Annotated in this window: 27 protein-coding genes; 15 read left to right on the top strand and 12 right to left on the bottom strand. The window is 72.2% G+C overall.

The genetic code is table 11. The features are described from left to right. The 7 genes from AB0C66_RS32125 (at position 1) to AB0C66_RS32155 (ending at position 5,250) form a co-directional block, all read left to right on the top strand. Positions 1–828, top strand: a complete 828-nt coding sequence (locus AB0C66_RS32125) for a RodZ domain-containing protein (RefSeq protein WP_362446670.1) — start codon at positions 1–3, stop codon at positions 826–828. A gap of 62 nt (positions 829–890) precedes the next feature. Further along, positions 891–2,390: a 30S ribosomal protein S12 methylthiotransferase RimO gene (gene rimO, locus AB0C66_RS32130; protein WP_362446672.1), complete on the top strand. Its 1,500-nt coding sequence runs from the start codon at positions 891–893 to the stop codon at positions 2,388–2,390. Next, positions 2,387–3,022, top strand: a complete 636-nt coding sequence (gene pgsA, locus AB0C66_RS32135) for a CDP-diacylglycerol--glycerol-3-phosphate 3-phosphatidyltransferase (protein ID WP_362446675.1) — start codon at positions 2,387–2,389, stop codon at positions 3,020–3,022. Before rimO ends, pgsA begins: the two co-directional genes overlap by 4 nt. Further along, complete coding sequence (locus tag AB0C66_RS32140) at positions 3,019–3,570, top strand: CinA family protein (protein WP_362446678.1); 552 nt, start codon at positions 3,019–3,021, stop codon at positions 3,568–3,570. The genes pgsA and AB0C66_RS32140 overlap by 4 nt, the downstream gene beginning before the upstream one ends. Before the next feature lie 109 nt (positions 3,571–3,679). Continuing rightward, complete coding sequence (locus AB0C66_RS32145) at positions 3,680–4,063, top strand: helix-turn-helix transcriptional regulator (protein WP_176180301.1); 384 nt, start codon at positions 3,680–3,682, stop codon at positions 4,061–4,063. 145 nt (positions 4,064–4,208) lie between these two features. Then, a complete protein-coding gene (locus AB0C66_RS32150; RefSeq protein WP_362446681.1) occupies positions 4,209–4,688 on the top strand; it encodes a DNA starvation/stationary phase protection protein in 480 nt (159 codons plus the stop codon). A gap of 280 nt (positions 4,689–4,968) precedes the next feature. Then, complete coding sequence (locus AB0C66_RS32155) at positions 4,969–5,250, top strand: hypothetical protein (RefSeq protein ID WP_362446684.1); 282 nt, start codon at positions 4,969–4,971, stop codon at positions 5,248–5,250. Here the strand turns inward: AB0C66_RS32155 and AB0C66_RS32160 are convergent. The 3 genes from AB0C66_RS32160 to AB0C66_RS32170 are packed head-to-tail and all read right to left on the bottom strand — an operon-like array spanning position 5,198 to position 11,533. Continuing rightward, the gene (locus AB0C66_RS32160; RefSeq protein WP_362446687.1) at positions 5,198–5,977 is read right to left on the bottom strand and encodes an SDR family NAD(P)-dependent oxidoreductase; all 780 of its coding nucleotides are present in this window, start codon (positions 5,975–5,977) and stop codon (positions 5,198–5,200) included. The two genes, AB0C66_RS32155 and AB0C66_RS32160, sit on opposite strands and share 53 nt — an antisense overlap. A gap of 36 nt (positions 5,978–6,013) precedes the next feature. Next, positions 6,014–6,841, bottom strand: a complete 828-nt coding sequence (locus AB0C66_RS32165; RefSeq protein ID WP_362446690.1) for a DNA-formamidopyrimidine glycosylase family protein — start codon at positions 6,839–6,841, stop codon at positions 6,014–6,016. A gap of 12 nt (positions 6,842–6,853) precedes the next feature. Next, a complete protein-coding gene (locus AB0C66_RS32170) occupies positions 6,854–11,533 on the bottom strand; it encodes an ATP-dependent helicase (protein ID WP_362446692.1) in 4,680 nt (1,559 codons plus the stop codon). Between the two features lie 111 nt (positions 11,534–11,644). Between AB0C66_RS32170 and AB0C66_RS32175 the strand changes: the two genes are divergently transcribed. The 3 genes from AB0C66_RS32175 to AB0C66_RS32185 are packed head-to-tail and all read left to right on the top strand — an operon-like array spanning position 11,645 to position 13,555. Then, the gene (locus AB0C66_RS32175) at positions 11,645–12,496 is read left to right on the top strand and encodes an AraC family transcriptional regulator (protein WP_362446695.1); all 852 of its coding nucleotides are present in this window, start codon (positions 11,645–11,647) and stop codon (positions 12,494–12,496) included. A gap of 1 nt (position 12,497) precedes the next feature. Beyond that, on the top strand, positions 12,498–13,256 hold the full coding sequence (locus AB0C66_RS32180; RefSeq protein ID WP_362446698.1) for an AzlC family ABC transporter permease: 759 nt from the start codon (positions 12,498–12,500) through the stop codon (positions 13,254–13,256). Next, entirely contained in the window at positions 13,253–13,555 is a 303-nt protein-coding gene (locus AB0C66_RS32185; RefSeq protein WP_362446701.1) for an AzlD domain-containing protein, read from the top strand. The genes AB0C66_RS32180 and AB0C66_RS32185 overlap by 4 nt, the downstream gene beginning before the upstream one ends. A gap of 15 nt (positions 13,556–13,570) precedes the next feature. Here the strand turns inward: AB0C66_RS32185 and AB0C66_RS32190 are convergent, their stop codons facing one another. Beyond that, positions 13,571–14,521, bottom strand: a complete 951-nt coding sequence (locus AB0C66_RS32190; RefSeq protein ID WP_362446703.1) for a hypothetical protein — start codon at positions 14,519–14,521, stop codon at positions 13,571–13,573. Between the two features lie 78 nt (positions 14,522–14,599). Between AB0C66_RS32190 and AB0C66_RS32195 the strand changes: the two genes are divergently transcribed. The 4 genes from AB0C66_RS32195 to recX all read left to right on the top strand — a co-directional run bounded on the left by AB0C66_RS32195 (position 14,600) and on the right by recX (position 17,977). Continuing rightward, the gene (locus tag AB0C66_RS32195; RefSeq protein WP_362446706.1) at positions 14,600–14,794 is read left to right on the top strand and encodes a DUF3046 domain-containing protein; all 195 of its coding nucleotides are present in this window, start codon (positions 14,600–14,602) and stop codon (positions 14,792–14,794) included. A gap of 82 nt (positions 14,795–14,876) precedes the next feature. After that, entirely contained in the window at positions 14,877–16,094 is a 1,218-nt protein-coding gene (locus AB0C66_RS32200; RefSeq protein ID WP_362446709.1) for an AI-2E family transporter, read from the top strand. Positions 16,095–16,231: 137 nt separating this feature from the next. After that, positions 16,232–17,362, top strand: a complete 1,131-nt coding sequence (gene recA / locus AB0C66_RS32205) for a recombinase RecA (protein ID WP_362446712.1) — start codon at positions 16,232–16,234, stop codon at positions 17,360–17,362. 3 nt (positions 17,363–17,365) lie between these two features. Further along, positions 17,366–17,977, top strand: a complete 612-nt coding sequence (gene recX / locus AB0C66_RS32210; RefSeq protein WP_362446715.1) for a recombination regulator RecX — start codon at positions 17,366–17,368, stop codon at positions 17,975–17,977. A 109-nt stretch (positions 17,978–18,086) separates the two neighbouring features. Here the strand turns inward: recX and AB0C66_RS32215 are convergent, their stop codons facing one another. From AB0C66_RS32215 to AB0C66_RS32250, 8 genes are all read right to left on the bottom strand, one after another. Continuing rightward, complete coding sequence (locus tag AB0C66_RS32215) at positions 18,087–18,533, bottom strand: rhodanese-like domain-containing protein (RefSeq protein WP_362446718.1); 447 nt, start codon at positions 18,531–18,533, stop codon at positions 18,087–18,089. A 3-nt stretch (positions 18,534–18,536) separates the two neighbouring features. Beyond that, positions 18,537–19,154, bottom strand: coding sequence for a cysteine dioxygenase (locus AB0C66_RS32220; RefSeq protein WP_362446721.1), 618 nt, complete (start codon positions 19,152–19,154; stop codon positions 18,537–18,539). Between the two features lie 60 nt (positions 19,155–19,214). Beyond that, positions 19,215–19,304, bottom strand: a complete 90-nt coding sequence (locus AB0C66_RS32225) for a putative leader peptide (RefSeq protein WP_309471148.1) — start codon at positions 19,302–19,304, stop codon at positions 19,215–19,217. A 92-nt stretch (positions 19,305–19,396) separates the two neighbouring features. Next, entirely contained in the window at positions 19,397–21,109 is a 1,713-nt protein-coding gene (locus tag AB0C66_RS32230) for an FAD-dependent monooxygenase (protein WP_362446724.1), read from the bottom strand. A gap of 171 nt (positions 21,110–21,280) precedes the next feature. Further along, positions 21,281–22,207, bottom strand: a complete 927-nt coding sequence (locus AB0C66_RS32235; protein ID WP_362446727.1) for an amino acid ABC transporter permease — start codon at positions 22,205–22,207, stop codon at positions 21,281–21,283. Continuing rightward, entirely contained in the window at positions 22,204–22,851 is a 648-nt protein-coding gene (locus AB0C66_RS32240; protein WP_362446730.1) for an amino acid ABC transporter permease, read from the bottom strand. Before AB0C66_RS32240 ends, AB0C66_RS32235 begins: the two co-directional genes overlap by 4 nt. Positions 22,852–22,955: 104 nt before the next feature. After that, positions 22,956–23,864, bottom strand: coding sequence for a glutamate ABC transporter substrate-binding protein (locus AB0C66_RS32245; protein WP_362446733.1), 909 nt, complete (start codon positions 23,862–23,864; stop codon positions 22,956–22,958). 82 nt (positions 23,865–23,946) lie between these two features. Continuing rightward, the gene (locus tag AB0C66_RS32250) at positions 23,947–24,723 is read right to left on the bottom strand and encodes an amino acid ABC transporter ATP-binding protein (protein ID WP_362446735.1); all 777 of its coding nucleotides are present in this window, start codon (positions 24,721–24,723) and stop codon (positions 23,947–23,949) included. Between the two features lie 326 nt (positions 24,724–25,049). Between AB0C66_RS32250 and AB0C66_RS32255 the strand changes: the two genes are divergently transcribed. Beyond that, a complete protein-coding gene (locus AB0C66_RS32255) occupies positions 25,050–25,760 on the top strand; it encodes a response regulator transcription factor (protein WP_362446738.1) in 711 nt (236 codons plus the stop codon). Positions 25,761–25,766 lie beyond the last annotated feature (6 nt).

Genomic DNA, 25,766 nt, shown 5'->3' on the forward strand with positions numbered 1-25,766 from the left:
GTGTCCATCGGCAACTCTCCCGAAGACGGCAACTCCCCCGACGACGACCGGCCTTCCGTCGGCAGCGCCCTCCGGCAAGCCCGTATCGCCGCCGGGCTGACCATCGACGAGGTCAGCGCCTCCACCCGGGTCCGGGTCCCCATAGCGCAGGGGATCGAGCAGGACGACTTCTCGCGCTGCGGCGGCGATGTGTATGCCCGGGGGCATATCCGCGTGCTCGCGCGCGCTGTCGGGCTCGACCCCGATGGTCTGATCGCACAGTTTGACGCCGATCATGGTGGACGGCCCGCGCCGACCGCCCCGGCACCGCTGTTCGAGGCCGAGCGGATCCGGCCCGAGCCCCGGCGCCCCAACTGGACGGCGGCGATGGTCGCCGCCATCGTGGCCGTCGTCGGATTCGTCGGCTTCACGCTTTTCAGTGGTGGTGGCAAGGACGGCGGCTCCACGGTCGCCGAGGACTCCGCTTCGCCCAAGGCGAGCCACACCCCCAGCCACCGTCCCAGCACCAAGCCCGCGGAGCCGGACCGGCCGGAGCCGTCCGACAGCGCCATCGCGGGCGTTCCGGCGGACAAGGTCACGGTCAAGCTGACCGCCGAGGGCGGGCAGAGCTGGATCTCCGCGCAGGATCACAACGGGCGGCTGCTGGAAGAGGGCGTGCTGCGCGAGGGGGACTCCAAGACGTTCAGCGACAGCAAGCGCATCGACCTGGTGCTCGGGAACGCCGGGGCGATCAAGCTGTTCGTGAACGGCAAGGAAGTGAAGAAGGTGGGCACCAGCGGCGCCGTCCAGCGGCTGAGCTACACCAAGGGAGATCCCGAGGCGGGCTGAGCGGCCCCTGATCGGGAGCCCTGGCAGCGGGGGCAGGGCGGGGGACGAAGTAGTCTGAGCGCATGCCCGCCGAACGCCGCACCGTTGCCCTTGTCACTCTTGGCTGCGCCCGTAATGAGGTGGACTCCGAGGAGCTCGCAGGCCGCTTGGCGGCGGATGGCTGGGAGCTTGTCGAGGAAGCCGCCGAGGCGGACGTCGCCGTCGTCAACACCTGCGGCTTCGTCGAAGCCGCCAAGAAGGACTCGGTCGACGCCCTGCTGGAAGCGCGGGACCTGAAGGACACCGGCCGGACCCAGGCCGTCGTGGCCGTCGGCTGCATGGCCGAGCGCTACGGCAAGGAGCTCGCCGAGGCGCTGCCCGAGGCCGACGGGGTGCTCGGCTTCGACGACTACACCGATATCTCCGACCGGCTCCAGACCATCCTGTCCGGCGGTATCCACGCCTCGCACACCCCGCGCGACCGCCGCAAGCTGCTGCCGATCAGCCCGGCCGAGCGGCAGGACGCCTCTGCGGTGGCGCTGCCCGGCCACGCCCAGGACACCCCGCCCGAGGACCTGCCCGCCGGGGTGGCACCCGCCTCCGGGCCACGCGCCCCGCTGCGCCGGCGGCTGGACTCCAGCCCCGTCGCCTCCGTGAAGCTGGCCTCCGGATGCGACCGGCGGTGCTCCTTCTGCGCCATCCCGTCCTTCCGCGGCTCCTTCATCTCACGGCGGCCCTCCGATGTGCTGGGCGAGACCCGCTGGCTGGCCGAGCAGGGCGTCAAGGAGGTCATGCTGGTCTCCGAGAACAACACCTCCTACGGCAAGGACCTCGGGGACATCCGGCTGCTGGAGACGCTGCTGCCGGAACTGGCCGCCGTGGACGGCATCGAGCGGATCCGGGTCAGCTATCTCCAGCCCGCCGAGATGCGGCCCGGGCTGATCGACGTGCTGACCTCGACCGAGAAGGTCGCGCCCTACTTCGACCTGTCCTTCCAGCACTCCGCGCCGGGCGTGCTGCGCGCGATGCGGCGCTTCGGCGATACCGACCGCTTCCTCGGTCTGCTGGAGGAGATCAGAGGCAGGGCGCCGCAGGCGGGCGCCCGGTCCAACTTCATCGTGGGCTTCCCCGGCGAGACCGAGGAGGACCTGGCCGAGCTGGAGCGCTTCATCAGTGAGGCGCGGCTGGACGCGATCGGTGTGTTCGGCTATTCGGACGAGGAGGGCACCGAGGCCGCCGGCTACGGGAACAAGGTCGACCCGGACGAGGTCGCCGAGCGGCTGGAGCACCTCTCGCGGCTCGCCGAGGAGCTCACCGCCCAGCGGGCCGAGGAGCGGCTCGGCGAGATCGTGGAGGTGCTCGTCGAGGAGATCGACGACACCGGCGCGGTGCTGGGTCGCGGTGTCCACCAGGCCCCGGAGACCGACGGGCAGACGGTGCTCAGCACGGATGCGAAGCCCGCCGTGGGCCGTATGGTCGAAGCCAAGGTGATCGCGACGGAGGGAGTGGACCTCGTCGCGGAGCCGCTGCGGCCGCTGGACGGAACCGGCGGCGGCGCGTGTACCGAGGAGGCGGCCAGATGACAGGCGTCCCGGCCTCCGCAGCGGGGGGCCACCACCACCGCCAGGCCGTGGCGGTCCGGCCCGCGCGATTGTGGAACATCGCCAACATCCTCACCATGATGCGCCTGGCGCTCGTGCCGGGGTTCGTGTTGCTGATGCTCCATAACGGCGGCTATGACCCGGCCTGGCGCTCGTTCGCGTGGGCGGCCTTCGCCATCGCCATGATCACCGATCTCTTCGACGGTCATCTGGCCCGCCGGTACAACCTCGTCACCGACTTCGGCAAGATCGCCGACCCGATCGCGGACAAGGCGATCATGGGCGCGGCGCTGATCTGTCTGTCGGCGCTGTCCGATCTGCCCTGGTGGGTGACGGGCGTGATCCTCTTCCGTGAGATGGGGATCACACTGATGCGGTTCTGGGTGATCCGGCACGGGGTGATCCCGGCCAGCCGCGGCGGAAAGCTGAAGACCCTCGCGCAGGGCACCGCGGTGGGGATGTACATCCTGGCGCTGACCGGACCGCTGGCCACCTTGCGCTTCTGGGTGATGGCGGTGGCCGTCGTGCTGACCGTGGTCACCGGTCTCGACTATGTGCGCCAGGCGATCGTGCTGCGCCGGGCGGGCCGTGCGGCCCAGGAGCCCACCTCATGAGCGCTGGGGCGGCGGACGGCGGTGCGGCGGGGTCCGGGCGGTCCACCGCGGCCGAGGCGCTGGCGCTGCTGGAGCGGCGCGGGCAGACGGTGGCGGTCGCCGAATCGCTCACCGGCGGTCTGGTGGCCGCGGAGCTGACCTCGGTGGACGGGGCGTCCCGCGCCTTCCGCGGCTCGGTGACGGCGTACGCCACCGCCCTCAAGCACGAACTGCTGGGGGTGGACGCGGCCCTGCTGGCCGAGCGCGGGGCGGTGGACGCCGAGGTCGCGCGGCAGATGGCCCGGGGCGTGACGCGCGCGCTGGGCGCCGACTGGGGCGTGGCCACCACCGGTGTGGCGGGTCCCACACCGCAGGACGGTCAGCCCGTGGGCACCGTTCATGTGGCGGTGGCCGGGCCGGCGGACCGGATGGCGGCGGCCGCGCTGCGGCTGTCGGGAGACCGCTTCGGCATCCGCGGACAGAGCGTGGAGGCCGCGGTCAAGCTGCTGTTCAGCGAATTGATCGCGACAACGGGGGCACAGGATACGGAACAATACAGCGGGATTTGATGTTTGCAGCCCTGAGTGAACACGACATCGCTCCCCGCACGGGCGCAGCCGAAGGCGGTACGGTGGGGCGTGAAGGATCCGGATCCGAGGTCCGAGGAGGGAGCCAGCGATGATTCTGCTCCGTCGCCTGCTGGGTGACGTGCTGCGTCGGCAGCGCCAGCGCCAGGGCCGTACTCTGCGCGAGGTTTCCTCCTCCGCCCGGGTGTCGCTCGGCTATCTGTCAGAGGTCGAGCGCGGGCAGAAGGAAGCCTCGTCGGAGCTGCTCTCCGCGATCTGCGATGCCCTGGACGTACGGATGTCGCAGGTGATGCGAGAGGTGAGCGACGAGCTGTCGCTCGCGGAGCTGGCGGAGTCGGCTGCGGCGGGCGAGAAGGTGCCCGCTCCCATGCGGCCGATGCTCAACCCCGTGTCCGTGTCCTCCGTGACGGGTGTCCCGGAGGAGCGGGTGACGATCAAGGCGCCCACGGAGGCCGTGGACGTCGTGGCGGCCTGATGCACAGACGGGCCTTGCCCTGCGGCTCTTCGGGCCCCGGTCGGTTCACACCGACCGGGGCCCGATGTTTTGTTCCGCCCCTTTCGGGTCACCCGGGTGAGGCAGGTAATCAAGGGGGCTCAACGGTCGAACAGGAGGAACGTGGATGACTGTGGTCAAGAGCCCGCTCGGGGACGAGAATCTGAAGATCGTCGGTGACGCCCTCCAGGGTGCCCTGGTCGACCTCGTGGATCTCGCGCTGGTGGGCAAGCAGATCCACTGGACGGTCGTCGGCCCGCGGTTCCGCACGGTTCATCTCCAGCTCGACGAGGTGGTCGCGACCGCCCGGACGCACGCCGACACGGTGGCGGAGCGGGCCTCGGCGATCGGGGTGTCTCCGGACGGCCGGGCCGAGACGGTCGCCAAGACCAGCGCCGTCGGCGCGGTCAAGGGCGGCTGGACCGAGGACAAGGAGGCCGTACGGACGCTGGTGGATGCCCTCGCGTCCGTGATCGGACGGATGCGTGAGCGCATCGACGCCACCGGCGACCCCGATCCGGTGAGCCAGGACATCCTGATCGGGCTCACCCGGGATCTCGAGAAGCACCACTGGATGTTCCAGGCGGAGAACGTCAACGGAGGGTAGGGGCGCCAGGGGCGGTTCCTCGCCGCTCGCTCGCTCACCGTGTGGTCATCGCTCCCATGGCGGTGGCCACACCGTCCGCGGGCCCTTCCGGCGTCCGCACCCGTTCCCCGCGCACCCCCCGGCTATCGGAGCCGGGGGGTGCGCTTCGCTCTGGGTGCGCCCTGCGGTCCGGCTGGGCAGACTGGGGGGAGCCCGGGTGTCCGACGCGCGCTGACGTGCCTCCTGTGCGCCCTCCCGCCGTGTGCGAACAGGCGTCTAGCGTCGCTCGAAGGAGGCAGTCATGGCATCCGTGGGAGGGGCCGGCATCCTGGGCCGACGGGCGGTCCGGTGGATGCTCGCGCTCGCTCTCGGGGTTCTGTGGTGGTGGGCGGTGGTCCGGCTGGCCCTGTCGCCGGCCACGGCCGGGCCGGTGGAAGGCGCCGTGGCGGTCGGTGGCTGGGGGCTGAGCCTGCTTCCGGTGCACTGCGGGCCCTCGCCCCGACGGAGAGGGGCGCGGAGAGGCGAGGGGATCACCACGGCATCGCGATTCCGCCATTCGGGCGCAGGATCTGGCCGGTGGTGAAGGACGAGGCGCGTGACGCCAGATAGAGCACCGCATGCGCGATGTCCTCGGGCTCGCCCACCCGCCCCAGCGGAGTACGCCGCGCCATGGGCTCCTCGGCGAGCCGCTGCTCCTCGTCGCTGTTCCGGGCGGTCATGGGGGTGCGGACCCAGCCGGGGGCCACGGCGTTGACGCGGATGCCGTGGCGGCCCACCTCGGCCGCGAGGGTCCGGGTGAGCTGGACGACGGCCGCCTTGGTGACGCCGTAGCACAGCAGCCCCGGGGCGCCGGTGTCGATCGCGCCGGAGGCCATGGTGACGATGGAGCCGCCCGTCCCCTGGGCGATCATGGCGCGGGCCGCCTCCTGGCAGCCGTACAGCACCCCCTTGAAGTTGACCGCGAGCACCCGGTCGAGATCGGCCTCGTCCGTTTCCAGCACGGGGCTGCTGTGCATGATCCCGGCGATGGCGGCCAGCACGTCCAGCCGTCCCCCGTCCCGGACGACGGCCTCGACGACGGCGGAGACCTGGGCGCGGTCGGCGACGTCGAGCACATGGGTGCGGGCGCTGCCGCCGGAGCGGACGATCCGCTCGGTGGTCCGCCGCGCCCCCTCCTCGTCGAGGTCCGCGCAGTGGACGGTGGCTCCGGCCGTGGCGAGCAGGAGGGCCGTGGCCCGCCCGATACCTCCGGCGGCCCCCGTGACCAGAGCGGAGCGACAGCTGAGGTCGTACGCCGATGTGGCGGTCATGGAAGGACCGTACGGCCGAATCTGACGGGCCGTCAATTAGTGGGTGGTGAAGGGCGGGTGTGCGGGAGGCGGGTCCGATGGGCCCGGCTGGCAGTGCGGACACCAGAAGGTGGTGCGCTCCTGTCCCGCGCGCCCCTGGTCCGCGGCGCGCACCGGCGTACCGCAGCGCAGACAGGGCCGCCCCGGGCGCCCGTACACCCATAGCCTGCGGTCGGGGCGGGACTGCGCGGTGGTGACCCGGGCCCGGCGATTCCGGTTGACCTCCAGCAGACGGTGGGCGACGGTCACCAGGCGCTCGGGGGAGGGGACGTCGCCGATCGGCAGCCAGGGCGAGAGCCGCAGCATGAAGCACAGCTCGCACTTGTAGACATTGCCGATCCCGGCCAGATTGCGCTGGTCGAGCAGGGCCTCGCCCAGGGGCCGGGACGGATCGGCGAGCAGCCTGCGCAGGGCCTCGTCCGGATCCCAGTCGGGGCCCAGGAGGTCGGGGCCAAGGTGGCCGACCGCGCGGTCCTCCTCGGTGGTGCGCAGCAGCTCCAGCACCGGGAGCCGGTAGCCGACGGCGGTGCGCTCGGCCGTGGCGAGGACGGCGCGGATCTGATGGTGCGGCCCGCCGCGCCACCGCTCCCCGGCCCCGTAGACATACCAGGCGCCGTCCATGCGCAGATGGGAGTGGAGGGTCAGGCCGCCCTCGACCCGGGTCAGCAGATGCTTGCCGCGCGGGACGACCTCCAGGACCCGGCGGCCGGTGAGATCGGCGGTCGCCAGCCGGGGGACGCGCAGATCGCATCCGGTGAGCCGAGCGCCCGCGAGCGCCGTGTGCAGCCGCTGGGCCGTCTGCCAGACGGTGTCTCCTTCGGGCATGGGCGGGGCCTCTCAGGGGCGGAGCCGCAGACCGCGCGGCGTCGCATGGAACCCGGCCGCCTCCAGGATCCGGCCGACCGGGGACGACAGCGCCGCTCCGCCGTTGATCCGCTCGACGGTCACGGCGCCCAGGGCGCCCGCGCGGGCCGACTCGGCCAGCGCCCCGACCGCCGTCCGCAGCCGCCCGTCGTCCTCGGGGGACGCGGCCTCGGCCTCGCCCGAGGGCCAGGCGAGCAGGGTTTTGCCGCCGCGCTCCATATAGAGGGTCAGCTCGCCGTCGACGAGCACCACCAGCGACCCCGCCTTGCGGCCGGGCCGGTGACCCGCGTCCGCGGGCGGATCGGGCCAGGGCAGCGCGGCGCCATAGGCGTTGGCCGGGTCGGCGGCGGCCAGGACGACGGTACGCCGGGACGGCTGCCCCGGCCGGCCGTCGAACACCGGGCCCGGGGCGGGGTCCGCCGCGCGGTCACGGGCGGTGCTGACCGCGCGCAGCCGGTCCACCGCCCCGTCCATCGCGAACTGGGCGGCGCCCAGCCCCTCGACCACATAGCCGCGGCGCGCCTGGCCGGTCTCCTCGAAGGCGGCCAGCACCCGGTACGCCGCGGAGAAGCCGCCCTCGACGCCCTCGGCGGCGACCGCGCCGCGGGTGACGACCCCGTGCCGGTCCAGGAGGGTGTGCGCCAACGCGTGCGCCCGGTGGGTGGGTTCGGCCTCCCGCTCCGGCAGCAGCGACCAGCGTCCGGCGACGGTGGGCGGGCCGCCGCGGGAGGCGGCGGGGCGGCCGGTGCGGCCCGTGAGGCCGCCGTAACGCCCCCGGGGGACCGCACGCTTGGCGCGGTGGGCGGTGGCGCCCGCGGTACGGCCCGAGCCCAGCAGGGAGCGGAGCGGGGCGAGGGTGTCACCGGTGAGCCGCCCGGACCAGGCCAGGTCCCAGATGGCCTCCGCGAGCTGGGGATCCTGGAACTCGTGCCCGGCGGCGCGGACCTGCTCGGCGATCTGGCGGAAGAAGAGGCCGTAGCCCCCGGCCAGGGTGTCCAGCACGGCCCGGTGCAGCGGGCCCGCCTCGAACGGGTGGGGGGTGTGCAGCAGCAGCGGCGCGGTCTCCGCCAGGTGGAGGGTGACCCAGCCGTCCTTGCCGGGCAGCGCGCCCGCCCCCGCCCAGACCACCTCCCCGGCGGCGGTCAGCTCGTCGAGCATCGTGGGGGTGTAGTCGCCGACCCGGGAGGGCAGCACCAGCTTCTCCAGGGCGGAGGCGGGCACCGGGGCACCCTGGAGCTGCTCGATCGCGCGCACCAGACCGTCGGGACCGCGCAGGCTGTGGGTGCCCAGGTGCTGCCACTGGGGCAGGAAGGCGGCGAGCGCCGCGGGCGGCACCGGCTCCAGCTCGTGGCGCAGCGCGGCGAGCGAGCGGCGGCGCAGGCGCCGCAGCACGGCCGCGTCGCACCATTCCTGGCCGACTCCGGCGGGATGGAACTCGCCCTGGACGATCCGGCCGCTCGCGGCGAGCCGGTGCAGGGCGCCGTCGGTGACGGCCGTGCCGAGACCGAGGCGGGCGGCGGCCTGGGCGGAGGTGAACGGGCCGTGGGTGCGGGCGTAGCGGGCCAGCAGATCGCCGAGGGGGTCCTTGACCGGCTCGGTGAACGCCTCGGGGACGCCGACGGGCAGCGCGGTGCCGAGGGCGTCCCGCAGCCGCCCGGCGTCCTCGACGGCCGCCCAGTGGTCCTCGCCCGCGATCCGCACCCGGATGGCGCGCCGGGCCGCCGTCAGATCCTCGGCCCACCGCGGGTCGGCGCCGCGCTCGGACAGCTCGGCCCCGGTGAGCGGACCGAGCAGCCGCAGCAGATCGGCGACGCCCTCGGCGTCCTTGACCCGGCGGTCCTCGGTGAGCCATTGCAGCTCGCGCTCCAGCTCGGTGAGGACCTCGGCGTCGAGCAGCTCGCGCAGCTCGGCCTGGCCCAGCAGCTCGGCCAACAGCCGGGAGTCCAGGGACAGGGCGGCGGCGCGGCGCTCGGCAAGCGGGGAATCGCCCTCGTAGAGGAACTGGGCGACATAGCCGAACAGCAGCGAGCGGGCGAAGGGTGACGGCTCGGGGGTGGTGACCTCCACCAGCCGCACCCGGCGGGCCTCGATATCGCCCATCAGCGCGGTGAGGCCGGGGACGTCGAAGACGTCCTGGAGGCATTCGCGGACGGCCTCCAGGACGATCGGGAAGGATCCGAACTCGCTCGCCACCTGGAGCAGTTGGGCGGCGCGCTGGCGCTGCTGCCACAGCGGGGTGCGCTTGCCGGGGTTGCGCCGCGGCAACAGGAGGGCGCGGGCGGCGCATTCGCGGAAGCGGGACGCGAACAGGGCCGAGCCGCCGACCTGGTCGGTGACGATGTCGCCGATCTCGCCCTTGTCGAAGGCGACGTCGGCGGCTCCTACGGGCGACTGCTCGGTGTCGTACTCGGTGCCCTGCCGCGACGGATCGCCGTCGAGCAGGTCCAGGCCCATCAGATCGGCGTCGGGCAGGCGCAGCACGATGCCGTCGTCGGCGTGCATCACCTGGGCGTCCATGCCGTACCGCTCGGACAGCCGGGCCCCCAGGGCGAGCGCCCAGGGGGCATGGACCTGGGCGCCGAAGGGGGAGTGGACCACGACCCGCCAGTCGCCCAGCTCGTCCCGGAACCGCTCCACCACGATGGTCCGGTCGTCGGGCACATGGCCGCAGGCGCCGCGCTGCTCGTCGAGATAGGCGGTGACATTGTCCGCCGCCCAGGCGTCCAGACCGGCGGCCAGCAGCCGCGCCCGCGCGGCCTCGGGCGCGAGGGCGCCCAGCTCGCGGAGGAACGCGCCCAGCGCGCGGCCCAGTTCGAGCGGGCGGCCGAGCTGGTCGCCCTTCCAGAACGGGAGGCGGCCGGGGACGCCCGGCGCGGGGGAGACCAGGACCCGGTCACGGGTGATGTCCTCGATCCGCCATGAGGTGGTGCCGAGGGTGAACACATCGCCCGTACGCGACTCGTAGACCATCTCCTCGTCCAGCTCGCCGACCCGTCCACCGCCCTTCTTGGGGTCGGCGCCCGCCAGGAAGACGCCGAACAGCCCGCGGTCGGGGATGGTGCCGCCGGAGGTCACCGCGAGCCGCTGCGCCCCCGGCCGCCCGGTGACCGTGTTGGCCACGCGGTCCCAGACCAGACGGGGCCGCAGCTCCGCGAAGGCGTCGGAGGGGTAGCGCCCGGCCAGCATGTCCAGCACCGAGGTGTACGCCGACTCCGGGAGCGAGGCGAAGGGCGCCGCGCGGCGGACGAGGGCGAGCAGCTCGTCCACGTCCCAGCTGTCCATCGCGGTGAGGGCGATGAGCTGCTGGGCGAGCACGTCCAGCGGATTGGCGGGCACCCGCAGCGCCTCGATGGCGCCCTCCCGCATCCGCTCGGTGACCACCGCCGACTGGACCAGATCGCCGCGGTACTTGGGGAAGACCACTCCGGTGGAGACCGCGCCCACCTGGTGGCCGGCGCGGCCCACCCGCTGGAGCCCGGAGGCCACCGAAGGCGGGGACTCGACCTGGACGACCAGGTCCACCGCGCCCATGTCGATGCCCAGTTCCAGACTGGAGGTGGCGACCACGGCGGGCAGCCGCCCGGCCTTGAGGTCCTCCTCGACCAGCGCCCGCTGCTCCTTGGAGACCGAGCCGTGGTGTGCGCGGGCCAGCAGCGTGGGCGCGCCCGTGGCCGCCCCGGACCCGCCCATCAGCTCGGCCGGGGAGTGGTCCTCGGGCAGCGCCTCGCCGGTGGCGCGCTCATAGGCGATCTCGTTGAGCCGGTTGCAGAGCCGCTCGGCCAGCCGCCGGGAGTTGGCGAAGACGATGGTGGAGCGGTGGGCCTGGACGAGATCGGCGATCCGCTCCTCCACATGCGGCCAGATCGAGGGGCGCTCACCGGTCTCCCCGTCCTGTACGGGGGAGCCGCCCAGCTCGCCGAGGTCCTCGACCGGGACGACCACCGACAGGTCGAACTCCTTGCCCGAGGGCGGCTGCACGATCTCCACGGCGCGGCGCGGGGACAGATAGCGCGCCACCTCGTCCACCGGGCGCACGGTGGCCGACAGCCCGATGCGGCGGGCGGGTCGGTCGAGCAGCTCGTCGAGCCGCTCCAGGGTCAGCGCGAGATGGGCGCCGCGCTTGGTGCCCGCGACGGCGTGCACCTCGTCCAGGATGACCGTCTCCACGCCGCGCAGCGCGTCCCGGGTGGCGGAGGTGAGCATCAGGAACAGCGACTCGGGGGTGGTGATCAGGATGTCCGGCGGGCGGCTGGCCAGGGCCCGGCGCTCGGCGGCCGGGGTATCGCCGGAGCGGATGCCCACCCGGATCTCCGGCTCGGGCAGGCCCAGCCGCACGGACTCCTGGCGGATCCCGGTGAGCGGGCTGCGGAGGTTGCGCTCGACATCGACCGCGAGGGCCTTCAGCGGTGAGACGTACAGCACCCGGCAGCGCTTCTTGGCCTCGGCGGGCGGGGGCTCACCGGCCAGCCGGTCCAGCGAGGCCAGGAACGCGGCCAGCGTCTTCCCGGAGCCGGTGGGCGCGACGACCAGGACGTCCGACCCCTGGCCGATGGCCCGCCAGGCTCCCTCCTGCGCGGCCGTGGGCGCGGTGAAGGCGCCCGTGAACCACCCACGGGTGGCCGGGGAGAAAGCGTCGAGCGCCGAGCCTGCCATGTCCCCCATCGTGCACCGCACCACTGACAACCGAGCGGATCCGCTGGTCAGCGGCGGCCGGACCGGGACACACCATGCGGCGGCGGCCGGACCGGGACGCACAATGGGGGCATGGGCACCGGTGAGAGCGCGCGGCACTGGCGGTACCCCCAGCTGCCGGGGGTCGATCTGCTCCGTGCCCGCTACATCCGCAAGACCTTCGTCCAGCACACTCATGAGACCTTCGTGATCGGGGCGATCACCGAGGGCGTCGAGGAGTTCCACCACCGCGGGACGGTGGAGCGGGCCGGACCTGGCGGGCTCGCGCTCATCAACCCCGAGACCCCGCACACCGGACAGGCCGGGGTGCCCGAGGGGTGGAGCTACAGCGTGCTGTACCCGGACGTGGACGTGATCGCCGCCATCGCCGCCGAGACCACCTCCCTGCGTGGTACGGCCGGGTTCGGGGCGGCCGTCGTCGACGATCCGCGGACCGCCCGGCTGGTCACCGAGGTGCACCGGGCGGCCGAGGAGGGCAACGCGCTGGCCGCCGACAGTCTGCTGCGCGTCGCCGTCGCCCGGCTGCTGCGCGACCATGGCGGACCGCTTCCGGCGCGCACGCCGCCCACCGCGGGCGCGCGGATCGCGATGCGCGCCCGTGCGCTGCTCGAGGAGCGAATGGCGGACCCGCCGTCCCTGGAGCGGCTGGCGGCCGAGCTGGGCACCGGCCCGTTCGCCCTGCTGCGTGCCTTCCGCGCCGCCTATGGGATGCCGCCGCACACCTGGCTGACCGACGCCCGGGTGCGCCGGGCCCGCCGCCTCCTGGACGCCGGGGCCGCACCGGCCGAGGCGGCCGTCGCCGTCGGCTTCACCGATCAGCCCCATCTGAACCGGCACTTCACCCGCATCGTCGGGGTACCGCCGGGCGCCTACCGGCGCGAGCGTGCAAGAACGTACAAGAACGGGCCCGACGTGCTCGCCTAGCGTGCGGGATGTGCCAGAACAGATAGACATACGAACCGAGTCCGACGCGCCCCCGGCGGACTCCGCCGTGATCCGTGACGCCCTGGGCGTCGGCGTGGCCGTCGGGCTCTCCGGTTTCGCCTTCGGTGTGACCTCGGCGGGCGCCGGGCTCGGCCTCCTCCAGACCTGTGCGCTGAGCCTGCTGGTGTTCACCGGCGCCTCCCAGTTCGCGCTGGTCGGCGCGCTCGCCGCGGGCGGCAATCCGTTCACGGCCGCCGCCGGGGCGTTCTTCCTCGGGGCCCGTAACGCCTTCTACGGGCTGCGGCTGTCCGGGCTGCTCGGCGTCCCCCGCCCGCTGCGCCCCCTGGCCGCCCACTGGGTGATCGACGAAACCTCCGCCGTCGCCCTCGCCCAGCCCGACCGGCGCACCGCCCGCCTGGGCTTCACCGTGACCGGGCTGACCCTGTACGTGCTGTGGAACCTCAGCACCCTGATCGGTGCCCTGGGGGCGTCCGCGCTCGGCGACACCGCCGCCTGGGGGCTGGACGCCGCCGGGCCCGCCGTCTTCCTCGCCCTGCTGGCCCCGATGCTCGGCTCCACCCTGGAGCGCGCCGTGGCCGGACTCGCCGTACTGCTCGTCCTCGGCTGCCAGCCGGTGCTGCCCGCCGGGGTGCCGGTGCTCGTGGCCGCGCTCGCCGCCCCCGCCGTCCTCATGGCGCGCGGACGCGTCGCGCGCGGACGGGACGGCGGGGGCGGCGGACGGGAGGCGACGGGCGGATGAACACCTGGATCGCCATCGGCCTCACCGCCGCCGGCTGCTACCTGTTCAAACTGCTGGGCCTCTCGGTGCCCGCCGGGGCCCTGGAGCGGCCGGTCGTCAGACGGCTGGCGGCGCTGCTCCCGGTGGCTCTGCTGGCCGCCCTGACCGCCCAGCAGACCTTCACCGACGGAGCGCACCTGGTGCTGGACGCGCGGGCGGCCGGGCTCGGCGCGGCCGCGCTCGCCCTGATCCTGCGCGCCCCCTTCCTGGTGGTGGTCGCCGTGGCCGTCATCGTCACCGCCGCCGTCCGCACCCTGTGAACGCCCGTGCGAGCCTCAAACCGCGCGCCCGTAGGCGCGCAGGCTGAGCAGCGCCTCCAGGGTCACCACCGCCCGCGTCTCCAGTGCCGCCCCCGGCGCCCAGGCGCGCCGGCGGGCGGGCCAGCCGCCGTCCTCCCGCTGCGCCTGCGCGAGGACGTCCAGCGACCGGTCCACCTCCGCGTCGGTGAACCACCGGCGGGCCAGCGAGTCGGGCGCCGGGGCGACGTCGTGCACCAACAGGTGTGTCCCGGCGCCGCCCTGGCCGGGCACGGACGCGGCCTCTTCGGCGCGCCCGGGACCCGGTGACACCAGCCCCCGCTCCCGCACCCGGCGGCCGAGCCGCTCCGCCGCCTCCCCGGCGCGCCCCCGGTCCGGTACGCCGTCCAGGAAGGCGACGGCCGCGGCGATCTCGTACGGATGCGCCGGCGCGCCCTCGGCCAGCGCCGTGACCGCGGCCCAGCAGAAGTCGGTGGCCCGGAACAGCCAGGCGTGCCACACCTCGTTGCGGTGCAGCAGCCCCACCACCGGACCGGTGGTGAGCAGTCCGCTCGGTGGATCGTCGGCCAGCGGGATCCAGGGAGCGGCCGGATAGCCGCGCAGCGAGGGGTGGCTCACCGGCAGTGCGCCGTCCGCGGTGGACACGGCCGTCAGATAGCGGCACAGCCGCTCGACCCGCTGCCCGCCGCAGCGCCCGACCCCGTCGAGCACCCGCAGCGCGTGCACGGCGTGCAGCGGCTGGCTCACCGGTCCGCGCAGATCCGGCTCCAGTCCGTGGCCGTAGCCGCCGTCCGGCACCAGGTAGGCGGTGAGCGCGGTCTCGACCGCCTCCGCGCTCCCGTCCAGGAAGTGATACGCGAAGCGGCGCTGCTCCAGCACCCGGGCGGTCAGCCACACGAACCGCTCGGCCCGCGCGAGAGCGGAGGACGGCGAGGGCGGCGACGAGGAGAGGCTCACGGAACGGTCCATGGTCAGACCGTAGGGTGCGCGGTACCCCCGGCAGGGGGCTCACGCCCCGGTGCACCCCGGGAGCGCGATACTGGGCGCATGCGGTTGACGGTCTTCTGGCAGCGGATGGCGGACTACTTCGGTACGGGGTACGCCGACTCCTTTGCGCGCGATCATGTGATGTCCGAACTCGGCGGCCGGACCGTGCACCAGGCACTGGACGCGGGCTGGAGCGCCAAGGAGGTGTGGCGCGGGGTGTGCGCCGCGCTGGACATCCCCGAGGACAAACGCTGAGGGAGCCGCCCTCCGGCAGTCGGGCTCAAGCCAATGAGGGGGTGGCCGGATATTTTCGGCGGATGTACGCCACACTTGCCCGGTGGCCCCGACCGAAGAGACCCTCCCGCCCAGCGCCGACGGCACCCCAGCCGCCGCTCCGGCCGCCGTGAACCCCGAGCGTCCTCCCACGGCGGAGTCCGCGCGCATGCCGCGCTGGCTGCCCCGCGCGATGGTGCTGGCGCTTGCGCTGGTGGCCTGTTACCGCCTCGCCAGCTGGGCCTTCGATCAGCTGACCGGGCTGCTGCTGAACATCCTGATCGCCTTCTTCCTGGCCCTGGCGATAGAGCCGGCCGTGGACCGGATGTCCGCGCGGGGCATGCGCCGCGGACTGGCCACCGGACTGGTCTTCCTCGCCATCCTCATCTCCGTGGCCGGTTTCTTCACCCTGCTCGGCTCGATGCTCGCCGACCAGATCGTCACCATGGTCGAGGAGTTCCCGAAGTACCTCGACAAGGTGGTCAGCTGGGTCAACGACACCTTCCACACCGATCTGTCACGGCTGGAGATCCAGGACAGCCTGCTCCACTCCGACTGGCTCCAGGGCTATGTGAAGAACAGCGCCAACAATGTGCTGGACGTCTCGACGCAGGTGCTCGGCGGACTGTTCAAGGTCCTCACGGTGACCCTGTTCGCCTTCTACTTCGCCGCCGACGGCCCGCGGCTGCGCCGCGCCCTGTGCTCCGTACTGCCCCCGGCCCGCCAGACCGAGGTGCTGCGCGCGTGGGAGATCGCGGTCGCCAAGACCGGCGGTTACATCTACTCGCGCGGGCTGATGGCGCTGATCTCCGGGATCGCCCACTACGTCCTGCTGGAGACGCTGTCCGTGCCCTACGCGCCGGCGCTCGCGGTGTGGGTCGGTCTGGTCTCCCAGTTCATCCCGACCATCGGCACGTACCTGGCCGGAGCCCTGCCGATGCTGATCGCCTTCACCATCAACCCCTGGTTCGCGGTGTGGGTGCTGGGCTTCGTCGTGATCTACCAGCAGTTCGAGAACTACCTGCTCCAGCCGCGGATCACCGCGAAGACGGTCGACATCCACCCGGCCGTCTCGTTCGGATCGGTGATAGCGGGCACCGCGCTGCTCGGCGCCGTGGGCGCGCTGATCGCGATTCCGGCGACCGCGACGCTCCAGGCGTTCCTCGGCGCGTACATCAAGCGCTACGACGTGACGGACGATCCGCGGGTGCACGGGCGCACCCGGCGGCGCGGTGCCTCGGCGCTGGCGCGGGTGCGCCACGCCCTGTCGCGGCGCGGTTGACACGAAAATCGAACATCCATTCTCATGGAGTCCCGGCCCGGTTATCCACAGGCCGAGCACGTCCGGGCCGCTTGTCAGTGGCAGGCGCTAGCGTCAGGGACGTGAAGCGATCGACTCAAGCAAACCGGGTGGAGCCCATGGCTGGAAACGACCGCGAGAAGGCGCTCGACGCCGCGCTCGCACAGATTGAACGGCAGTTCGGCAAGGGCGCCGTGATGCGCATGGGCGACCGGCCGAACGATCCCATCGAGGTCATCCCCACCGGGTCGACCGCTCTCGATGTCGCCCTCGGCGTGGGCGGGCTGCCGCGCGGCCGCGTGGTGGAGGTCTACGGCCCGGAATCCTCCGGTAAGACGACCCTGACCCTGCACGCGGTGGCCAACGCCCAGCGGGCGGGCGGCACGGTCGCCTTCGTGGACGCGGAGCACGCCCTCGACCCCGACTACGCGCAGAAGCTGGGCGTGGACACCGACTCGCTGATCCTTTCCCAGCCGGACAACGGTGAGCAGGCGCTCGAGATCGTGGACATGCTGGTCCGCTCCGGCGCCCTCGACCTCATCGTCATCGACTCCGTCGCCGCGCTGGTGCCGCGTGCGGAGATCGAGGGCGAGATGGGCGACTCCCATGTCGGCCTCCAGGCCCGGCTCATGAGCCAGGCGCTCCGCAAGATCACCAGCGCGCTCAACCAGTCGAAGACCACCGCGATCTTCATCAACCAGCTCCGGGAGAAGATCGGTGTCATGTTCGGCTCCCCGGAGACGACGACCGGTGGCCGGGCGTTGAAGTTCTACGCCTCGGTCCGCATCGACATCCGCCGGATCGAGACCCTCAAGGACGGCACGGACGCGGTCGGCAACCGCACTCGCTGCAAGGTCGTGAAGAACAAGGTCGCGCCCCCCTTCAAGCAGGCCGAGTTCGACATCCTCTACGGCCAGGGCATCAGCCGTGAGGGCGGTCTGATCGACATGGGCGTCGAGCACGGCTTCATCCGCAAGTCCGGTGCCTGGTACACCTACGAGGGCGACCAGCTGGGGCAGGGCAAGGAGAACGCCCGCAACTTCCTCAAGGACAACCCCGATCTGGCCAATGAGGTCGAGAAGAAGATCAAGGAGAAGCTCGGTATCGGCGTCAAGCCCGAGACCGCGGCCGAGCCCGGCGAGGATGCCGCGGGCGGCGCGGAGCCGGTGGCCGCACCGGTGAAGGCCGCGCCCGCTCCGGCGGCCAAGTCGGGGGCCAAGGCGGCGAAGACCGCCGTGGCCAAGAGCTGATCCATGACCCGGCGGACCGCATGGCCGCAGGACCCGGGTGGTCCGGAGCGACCGGCCCGTCCGGATGGCGGCGCCCCCTCCCCGTCGAGGGCCGGGCAGGGGCCGCCGCCCAGTCCCGAGGAGCAGGCGCGGGCGATCTGTCTGCGCCTGCTCACCGGGACCCCGCGCACCCGTCAGCAGCTCGCTGACGCACTGCGGACACGAGGCATCCCGGACGAGGCGGCGGAGGAAGTGCTGTCCCGCTTCGAGGACGTCGGGCTGATCGACGACGCCGCGTTCGCCGCCGCCTGGGTGGAGTCCCGGCACCACAGCCGGGGGCTCGCCCGCCGTGCGCTCGCCCGCGAGCTGCGTACCAAGGGCGTTGACTCCGCTCTGATCGACGACGCCATGGGGCAGCTCGACGCCGACCAGGAGGAGCGCACCGCCCGCGAGCTGGTCGAGCGCAAGCTGCGGGCGACCCGGGGCCTGGACCGGGAGAAGCGGCTCCGCCGCCTCGCCGGAATGCTGGCGCGCAAGGGGTACGGGGAGGGGCTGGCGCTCCGGGTGGTGCGCCGCGCCCTGGAGGAGGAGGGGGAGGACCCGGAGCTGCTGGAGCACTACGCCCCGGAGGGCTGACCGCCGAGGCGCCCGGCCTGCCCAGTCCGCCCAGGGCTCCGGCCCCCGCGGGCCGCGCCGCCCACGGCCTGCCCCCGCGGCCCGTTGCCCACGCGGGTGTCATGGATGGTCAGGCAGTGTCAGAGGAAGCGGGCGGCTCCACGGGCAGCCCGGCCGCACGCCACGCCTGGAAGCCGCCCACCAGGTCGGTCGCCCGGGTGAGTCCCAGCTGCCGCAGGGACACGGCCGCGAAGCTGGACGCGTACCCCTCGTTGCACACCACCACGACTGGCAGGTCGTGGTGGTCGGCCTCCGGCAGCCGGTGGTCGCACTGCGGGTCGAGCCGCCACTCCAGCTCGTTCCGCTCGACGATCAGCGCCCCCGGAATGGTCCCGTCGCGGTCCCGCAGGGCCGCGTACCGGATGTCCACCAGCAGCCCGCCCGCTGCCTGAACGGCCGCCGCCTCGGTGGGGCCGAGCCGGTCGAGGCCCGCCCGGGCCTCGTCCAGCAGCTCGTCGACGCTGCGCCGGGTCTGCTCTGCCCGCTCGGTCCGCGGTGCTCGTGGTGTGGTGCCCATCGCCTAACCCCACTCCTCCGGCTGTTCGACCTGTTCCAGACGCAGCATCTGCCCGGTGCGGCTGTAACGCCGCATCAGCGGCAGCGGCGGATAGTAGGCGTGCACCGAGACCGCGTGCCGGGAGGCGGCCAGGTTGAGCACCTCATGGACATGGTGTGGACCGAAGGCCCGGCCCTGTCCGGCGCGCAGCTGCCGCCCGCGGTCCACGTCATCGGCGAGTTCCAGGGTTTTCCAGCCCTCGGTGGGCAGTCGCACCGCGAGGGACTGCTCGGTGAGCTCACCGGCGGCCGTGACGAACGCACCGTGCGAGCCGCCGTGGTCGTGCCAGCCGGTGCCGGTGCCCGGAGGCCAGCCGATCAGCCACGCCTCGCTGCCGCCCGGCCCCTGGAGCCGTAGCCAGGTGCGACCCTCCGGGTCCAGGGGGAGCGAGGCGACGAGTGCGGCGTCGGCCGCCGTACGGCGGGCGAAGTCGAGCAGCTCGGCCTCGGTCGGCGGGCCCGCCGGGCCGGGATCCTCGACCGAGCGCGCGGGGGCGGCGGCAACGACGCCACCGGCGGCACCGGCGTCAGTGGGCGAGGCGGAGACAGCCGCGGAAGGCGAGGGAATGCGTACATCGGGCACAGGAACCGTCCTGAATGATCGCGAAAGGAGCGCGGCCGGGCCGCGCGGGAGACATGCGGATCAACAGGACGGACGACACACGCAGCCCGCGTAGCGGACGAGGTCCAGATGGACCCTCCGCCAGAAGCGAGGCAAGCAGGTGTCAGTCACGCTCCGCAGTGAAGCATGCGCCGGAAGGCGAGGTCAACCGCCCCCGTCTCCGCTTCCGTCTCCTCCTCCGCCTTCCCTCCCTCACCTTCGCCCTACCGGCGCGCGGTCGCCTCCGCGTCCCGGTCCACCTCGTCCTGGGTCCTGGCCCCGCCCCGCAGCGCGTCCGCGCAGGTGTACAGCTCGGCGGGCCGGACCCCGGACAGGGCCGCGGCGAGGTGCCCGTCCGGCCGCACCAGCAGCACCGTATGGGCCGGGGCCCCCGGGTACTCCTCGGCGACCAGCAGCTCCGTCCGCATCGGCAAGGTGGAGACCGAAGCCGCCAGCCGCGGCATCAGCCCCGCCCGCATCCAGTGCCGGCGCTCCCACACCCCGGTCCCGGGGGCGACCAGCACCACCAGCAGCTCACGGCCCAGCCGCTCCCGCAGCGTCACGACCGAGCCGTCCGGTGCGGTCACCGGGACATCGGCGACCGGCGCCCCGACCGCCGTGCCCACCGCGACCGCGCCCTCGGGCGGTGCCGCGGGCGTCAGCGAGGAGCGGCCGTAGACCGGCGGCGCGCCCAGCGGCCCGCTGCCGAGGTGCCCGTCGGTGAGCAGCGCGTCATGGCCGCGCTCCCCGCCCGGCAGCACATTGCGCCGTACCGCGCGCCAGCCGCCGGACCGTACCTGCGGCAGGGCCTGGTCGGCGGTGCGCAGCCGGGCTCCGACGGCCCCGCGCCGCTCCGTCTGATAGCTGTCGAGGAGGGCCTCCGAGGCGTCGTGGTGCCAGGCGAGCGAGAGCTTCCACGCGAGGTTGCCGACGTCCCGCAGCCCCTCCTCCAGCCCTTGGGTCCCGAGCGCGCCCAGCAGATGCGCCGCGTCCCCCGCCAGGAAGGCCCGGCCCACGCGCCAGCGCCGCGCGAGCCGGTGGTGCACGGTGTGCACACCGGTGTCCAGAAGCTCGTAGGGGAGCGCGGAGTCCCCGCACCACCCACCGAGGGTGTCGCGCACCCGGACCAGCAGGGCGTCGGGGGTGACAAGATCGCGGCCAGGCGGAAGCAGCCAGTCGACGCGCCACAGGCCGCGCGGCAGCGGGCGCGCGGTCACCTCCGCGTCGATGCTGCGCCACGGGGGCGAGCGGTGCAGCAGGGCCTCACCGGGCCAGGGGAGTTCGGCGCGCAGCACCGCGACCGCGTGCCGCTCCACTGCCGTACGCCCCGGAAAGCGCACCCCGAGAGCCTTCCGGACGGTGGACCGGGGGCCGTCGCAGCCGACCAGATGGCTGCCCCGCCACCAGGTGGCCTCGGCGCCACTGGTGCGCACGGTGACTCCGCGGGCGTCCTGTTCCAGGGTTTCGACCCGGGTGCCGCCGACGATCCGGACGAGGTCCTCGTCGCCGATGGCGGCCAGTGCGCCGCGCAGCGCCCGGGTGAGCTCGTACTGCGGAAGATGCACCGGTGAGAGCGTGGCGGCCGCTCCCTCGTCCGGGGAATCGCTCTCCGGCCGGTCGCCGTCGCGGGCCCCGGGCAGGCCCGTACCGCGCCCGGGACCGAAGAGCGGCCCCGGGTCCAGGGGGAGCTGCCGGACCAACTGCCGCCGCCGCATGGTGCGCCAGCCGGTCCACGGCGCGGTGCGGGCGGCGGCGCGGCAGCCCAGCCGCTCGAGCAGGGCGGCGGTGTCCTGGCGCAGGACGACGGTCCGGGCGAGGCGGTTCTCCTCGGTGCCCGCGGATTCGTCGAAGAGCACGACGGGCACCTCGTGACGGGCGAGGGCGAGCGCGAGGGTGAGTCCGACCGGGCCCGCCCCGGCGATGATCACCGGGTCCACGGTGCGGTTCCTGTGGCCCTGCGGCTCGTACGTGACGTACGGAAACTGGCAGTTGAAACCCGGTGAGCGATCACAGAAAGCATGCAACCGACTGCGGGTGCCCGCGTCAAGCGACGAAGGGCGGTGGCGCGCGCGCCACCGCCCTTGGATTACCCCGGATACGCCCGGTCGTCAGTCCTTGTGGGAATCCGGCAGGTCCGCCGGGGCGTGGTCCATGGCGTCACCGGCCGCCAGCGGCTGGGCGGCGTCCGCGACCGGGATTCCGGTCTTGGCGCGCCGGCCGCGCCGCTCGAGCCAGGTCGCCAGGGCGGAGAGCGCCATACACATCGCGATGTAGATGACACCGCCGACGACGATCATCGGGAAGTAGGGGTTCTCGTCGTTGACGATGATGTTCCCGGCCATCTGCTGGAGCGAGTACAGCAGCTCCTCGAAGGTGATGAGGAAGCCGAGCGAGGTGTCCTTCAGGGTGACCACCAGCTGGCTGATGATGGTCGGCAGCATCGCCCGGACCGCCTGCGGTATCAGAACGGTCGTCATGACCTGGGTCTTGCTCATGCCCAGGGCGTAGGCCGCCTCGCGCTGCCCCTTGGGCACGGCGTTGATACCCGCCCGCAGCACCTCTGCCTGCACCGTGCCGTTGTAGACGGTCAGGCCGATGACCAGGGCCCAGAACGATGTGCTGTCGCCGCTGAATCCCAGCTCGGACTTGTAGGTGAGGAAGAGCACCCACAGGGCGTAGATGGTGATCAGCAGCGGGACGGCCCGGAACAGCTCGATGAAGGCGGTCGCGAGCCAGCGGACCGGTTTGTGGTCCGAGAGCCTGCCGACCGCGAGCAGGGAGCCGAGGAGCAGCGACAGCACCGCCGCCAGGGCGAACACCTTGAGCGTGGTGAGCACACCGTCGCGGATGTTGGCGCGCACACTCGCGTTGTTGAAGATGTTCCACATCTCCGGCGCGAACTGGCCCTTGTCGTTCAGCCGTACGACGGCGAAGACGACGATACCGAGGACGGCCAGGGCACCGACGACCGAGAAGATCCGGTTGCGGACGCGGGCCTTGGGGCCGGGGGCGTCGTACAGGACGCTCGAGCTCATCGGGCCACCTCCAGGCGGCGCTCCAGCAGTCGGAAGACACCGCTGATGGTGAAGGTGATGACCAGGTAGGCCAGGGCGATCCAGAGGAAGATCCAGCCGATCGTGTACCCCTTGTCATTCAGCAGTTTCGACACGCTGAACAACTCGGTGACGCTGAAGGCGCCCGCGATGGCCGAGTTCTTGGTGAGGGCGATGAAGATGCTGCTCATAGGCGGGATCACGGTCCGGGTGGCCTGCGGCAGGACGATCATCCGCAGGGTCTGGGAAAAGGTCATCCCCAGGCTGCGCGCCGCCTCCGCCTGGCCGAGCGGCACGGTGTTGATACCGGACCGCACGGCCTCGCAGACGAAGGACGACGTGTAGCAGCCCAGCGCTCCCATCGCGAGGACGAACGGGCTCGTCCCCGGGAAGAAGATCTGGGGGATCACGAAGAACGCGATCAGGAACAGCAGGGTCAGCGGGGTGTTGCGCAGCAGGGTGACCCATGCCGTGCCGAAGGCGCGCAGCGGCGGGATGGGGGACACCCTGAAGCCGGCTATGAGTATGCCCAGGACAAGAGCGAGCACCGCACTGGCCGCCGTGATGGCAAGGGTTCCGAGGAACCCTTCACGGAACTCGGGCAAATGATCGAGAAGTACGTTCATCGATTCTCCGCGGTAGCGGTCAGGTCAGCGGCGTGCGGACGCACCGGCTTCGAGGGCGGACGGGGATCCTGCCCGAGTGAAGGCGGCAGGTGCGGCGCGCTGGCTCAGTAGCGCGGCAGGGGGGTCTTCGGCGCGACGTAGGACGAGCCGGACTTGCCGAGCGTGCCGTCGTACGCCTTCTTGTAGTCGCCGTTCTTGATGTGCTTCTCGAGCGCGTCGGTGATCGCGTCGCGGAGCGCCTTGTCGCCCTTGTCCATGCCGACGCCGTAGGGCTCCTTGGTGAACGGCTTGCCGACCACCTTGAGCTTGCTGGGCCGCTGGGCGGCGTAGCCCTTGAGGATCGCGTCATCGGTGGTGACCGCGTCGACCTGGCCGTCGAGGAGCTGCTTGACGCAGAGCGAGTACTTGCCCAGCTCGGTGGTCTTGGCGCCGTACTTCGCCTTCTTGATCTCCTGGAGCGGAGTGGAGCCGACGATCGAGCAGACCTTCTTGCCCTTGACGCTGTCCGGGCCGGTGATGCCCTTCTCGTCCTTGCGGACCAGGAGGTCGGCGCCGGCCTCGTAGTACGGGCCCGCGAAGCCGACCTGCTTCTTGCGCTCGTCGTTGATCGTGTAGGTGCCGACGTAGTAGTCGACCTGGCCCTTGGAGATCGAGGTCTCACGGACGTTGGAGTCGACCGTCTTGAACTCGATCTGCTTCTCGGAGAAGCCGAGGTCGGCGGCGACCATCTTGGCGATCTCGATGTCGAAACCGGAGCGCTTGCCCTCGGTGTCCACGAAGCCGAGGTAGGGCTGGTCGGCCTTGGCGCCGATGATCAGCTTGCCGCGCTTCTGCGCCTTCTTCAGGGTCGGCGAGTCCAGCTTCACGCCCTTGGCGACCTTGTAGGTGCCGGACTTGACGTCGCCGCCCTTCGGCTTGTCACCGGCGCTGCCGGACTCTCCGCCACAGGCGGTCGCCGTCGCTGCCAGCGCGAGTACCACTGTGGCCGCCGCGGCCGTCTTACGCATGCTCATGGTGCCATCCCTCTTGGTTCGGTACGGAGTCTCGGTACGTGATCGCGGAAACATGTCGGCGGCCCGGGGCGCCACCGGATGATCAGTGGTGAAGGATCTTCGAAAGGAAGTCCTTCGCCCGGTCGCTTCGGGGGTTGTTGAAGAACTGGTCCGGCTGGGCCTCTTCGACGATGCGCCCGTCGGCCATGAAGACCACCCGGTTCGCCGCGGAGCGCGCGAAGCCCATCTCATGGGTGACGACGATCATCGTCATCCCGTCCCGGGCGAGCTGCTGCATGACCTCCAGCACCTCGTTGATCATCTCCGGGTCGAGTGCCGAGGTCGGCTCGTCGAAGAGCATCACCTTCGGGTCCATGGCCAGCGCGCGGGCGATCGCCACCCGCTGCTGCTGGCCGCCGGAGAGCTGGGCGGGGTACTTGTCCGCCTGGGTGCCCACGCCCACTCGGTCGAGCAGCTTGCGGGCCTTGTCCTCGGCGGCCTTCTTGTCCGTCTTGCGGACCTTGAGCTGGCCCAGCATCACGTTCTCGAGCACCGTCTTGTGCGCGAAGAGGTTGAAGGACTGGAAGACCATGCCCACATCGGCGCGCAGCCGGGCGAGCTCCTTGCCCTCCTGGGGCAGCGGCTTGCCGTCGATCGTGATGGATCCGGCGTCGATGGTCTCCAGCCGGTTGATGGTCCGGCACAGGGTGGACTTACCGGACCCGGAAGGTCCGATCACCACGACCACTTCGCCTCGGGCGACGGTCAGGTCGATGTCCTGGAGTACATGCAGCGCGCCGAAGTGCTTGTTGACTCCTGACAGCGCGACCAACGCGTCCGCCGCCGGTGTGGCGTCCTTGGTCACCGATACTTCGCTCATCGGCGTCTCGCTCCGTCCTCCTCGGTTGGGAGGACATTAATGAGCTGTCTCGACCAGCGTCATTACTTCTGAGCTGAAATTGAGGATAACGATATGGCCGCGACCGGACACTCTCCGTGCAGGGGTCGTGGCCTTGTCGTACCGGCTACATAACGGAAACCACTGTGTGACCGAAAGCGTCTTGACGACCGGCCGTCGATCGGCGTGGATGCCCTGTGGCCATGTTCGTGGTCCGGATGTACGGGACGCCAGTCCCCCCATGAATTTTTATGATTCCTTGAGCGACGAAGTGATGAATCGACCGATGAAGGTGGTGCGGGGATCCGGTGAGACTGCTGCTCGTCGAGGACGACAACCATGTCGCGGCGGCCCTGTCCGCGGTGCTCGCCCGGCACGGCTTCGACGTCACCCACGCGCGCAGCGGTGAGGAGGCGCTCCAGGCGCTGCTGCCCGACACCGGCGCGCCCTTCGGCGTCGTCCTCCTCGATCTCGGCCTGCCGGACCAGGACGGCTTCGAGGTGTGCGGCCGGATCCGCAAGCGCACCGCCACGCCCGTGATCATGGTGACCGCGCGGGCGGATGTGCGCTCGCGCATCCACGGCCTCAACCTCGGCGCCGACGACTATGTGGTGAAGCCCTACGACACCATGGAGCTGCTGGCCCGTATCCACGCCGTCAGCCGCCGCAACGCCCCGCCGGACCCCGCCGTGCCCACGGAGGAGCCCGTGAGCGGCCCGCAGCCGCCGCTGCGGCTGGGCCCGGTCTCCATCGAACTGCCCACCCGCCAGGTGGTGGTCAACGGGGCGTCGGTCTCGCTCACCCGTAAGGAGTTCGATCTGCTGGCGCTGCTCGCCCAGCGCCCCGGTGTGGTCTTCCGCCGGGAGCAGATCATCAGCCAGGTGTGGCGCACCAGTTGGGAAGGGACCGGGCGCACCCTGGAGGTGCACATCGCCTCCCTCCGCTCCAAGCTGCGGATGCCGGCGCTGATAGAGACGGTCCGCGGGGTGGGTTACCGCCTCGTCGTCCCTCCGTCCTGAACGATC

It is taken from the genome of Streptomyces sp. NPDC048636, from assembly GCF_040650655.1.
In the GTDB taxonomy this organism is placed as follows: Bacteria; Actinomycetota; Actinomycetes; order Streptomycetales; family Streptomycetaceae; genus Streptomyces.

Excerpts from the sequence above, each read along its gene's own strand:
- AB0C66_RS32245 (WP_362446733.1), bottom strand. The coding sequence starts at position 23,864 with ATGAGCATGCGTAAGACGGCCGCGGCGGCCACAGTGGTACTCGCGCTG.
- AB0C66_RS32150 (WP_362446681.1), top strand. The coding sequence starts at position 4,209 with ATGACTGTGGTCAAGAGCCCGCTCGGGGACGAGAATCTGAAGATCGTC.
- AB0C66_RS32215 (WP_362446718.1), bottom strand. The coding sequence starts at position 18,533 with ATGGGCACCACACCACGAGCACCGCGGACCGAGCGGGCAGAGCAGACC.
- AB0C66_RS32190 (WP_362446703.1), bottom strand. The coding sequence starts at position 14,521 with ATGGACCGTTCCGTGAGCCTCTCCTCGTCGCCGCCCTCGCCGTCCTCC.
- pgsA (WP_362446675.1), top strand. The coding sequence starts at position 2,387 with ATGACAGGCGTCCCGGCCTCCGCAGCGGGGGGCCACCACCACCGCCAG.
- AB0C66_RS32170 (WP_362446692.1), bottom strand. The coding sequence starts at position 11,533 with ATGGCAGGCTCGGCGCTCGACGCTTTCTCCCCGGCCACCCGTGGGTGG.
- AB0C66_RS32235 (WP_362446727.1), bottom strand. The coding sequence starts at position 22,207 with ATGAGCTCGAGCGTCCTGTACGACGCCCCCGGCCCCAAGGCCCGCGTC.
- AB0C66_RS32155 (WP_362446684.1), top strand. The coding sequence starts at position 4,969 with ATGGCATCCGTGGGAGGGGCCGGCATCCTGGGCCGACGGGCGGTCCGG.
- AB0C66_RS32175 (WP_362446695.1), top strand. The coding sequence starts at position 11,645 with ATGGGCACCGGTGAGAGCGCGCGGCACTGGCGGTACCCCCAGCTGCCG.
- AB0C66_RS32195 (WP_362446706.1), top strand. The coding sequence starts at position 14,600 with ATGCGGTTGACGGTCTTCTGGCAGCGGATGGCGGACTACTTCGGTACG.
- AB0C66_RS32250 (WP_362446735.1), bottom strand. The coding sequence starts at position 24,723 with ATGAGCGAAGTATCGGTGACCAAGGACGCCACACCGGCGGCGGACGCG.
- AB0C66_RS32165 (WP_362446690.1), bottom strand. The coding sequence starts at position 6,841 with ATGCCCGAAGGAGACACCGTCTGGCAGACGGCCCAGCGGCTGCACACG.
- recX (WP_362446715.1), top strand. The coding sequence starts at position 17,366 with ATGACCCGGCGGACCGCATGGCCGCAGGACCCGGGTGGTCCGGAGCGA.
- AB0C66_RS32240 (WP_362446730.1), bottom strand. The coding sequence starts at position 22,851 with ATGAACGTACTTCTCGATCATTTGCCCGAGTTCCGTGAAGGGTTCCTC.
- AB0C66_RS32140 (WP_362446678.1), top strand. The coding sequence starts at position 3,019 with ATGAGCGCTGGGGCGGCGGACGGCGGTGCGGCGGGGTCCGGGCGGTCC.
- AB0C66_RS32145 (WP_176180301.1), top strand. The coding sequence starts at position 3,680 with ATGATTCTGCTCCGTCGCCTGCTGGGTGACGTGCTGCGTCGGCAGCGC.
- rimO (WP_362446672.1), top strand. The coding sequence starts at position 891 with ATGCCCGCCGAACGCCGCACCGTTGCCCTTGTCACTCTTGGCTGCGCC.
- recA (WP_362446712.1), top strand. The coding sequence starts at position 16,232 with ATGGCTGGAAACGACCGCGAGAAGGCGCTCGACGCCGCGCTCGCACAG.
- AB0C66_RS32185 (WP_362446701.1), top strand. The coding sequence starts at position 13,253 with ATGAACACCTGGATCGCCATCGGCCTCACCGCCGCCGGCTGCTACCTG.
- AB0C66_RS32160 (WP_362446687.1), bottom strand. The coding sequence starts at position 5,977 with ATGACCGCCACATCGGCGTACGACCTCAGCTGTCGCTCCGCTCTGGTC.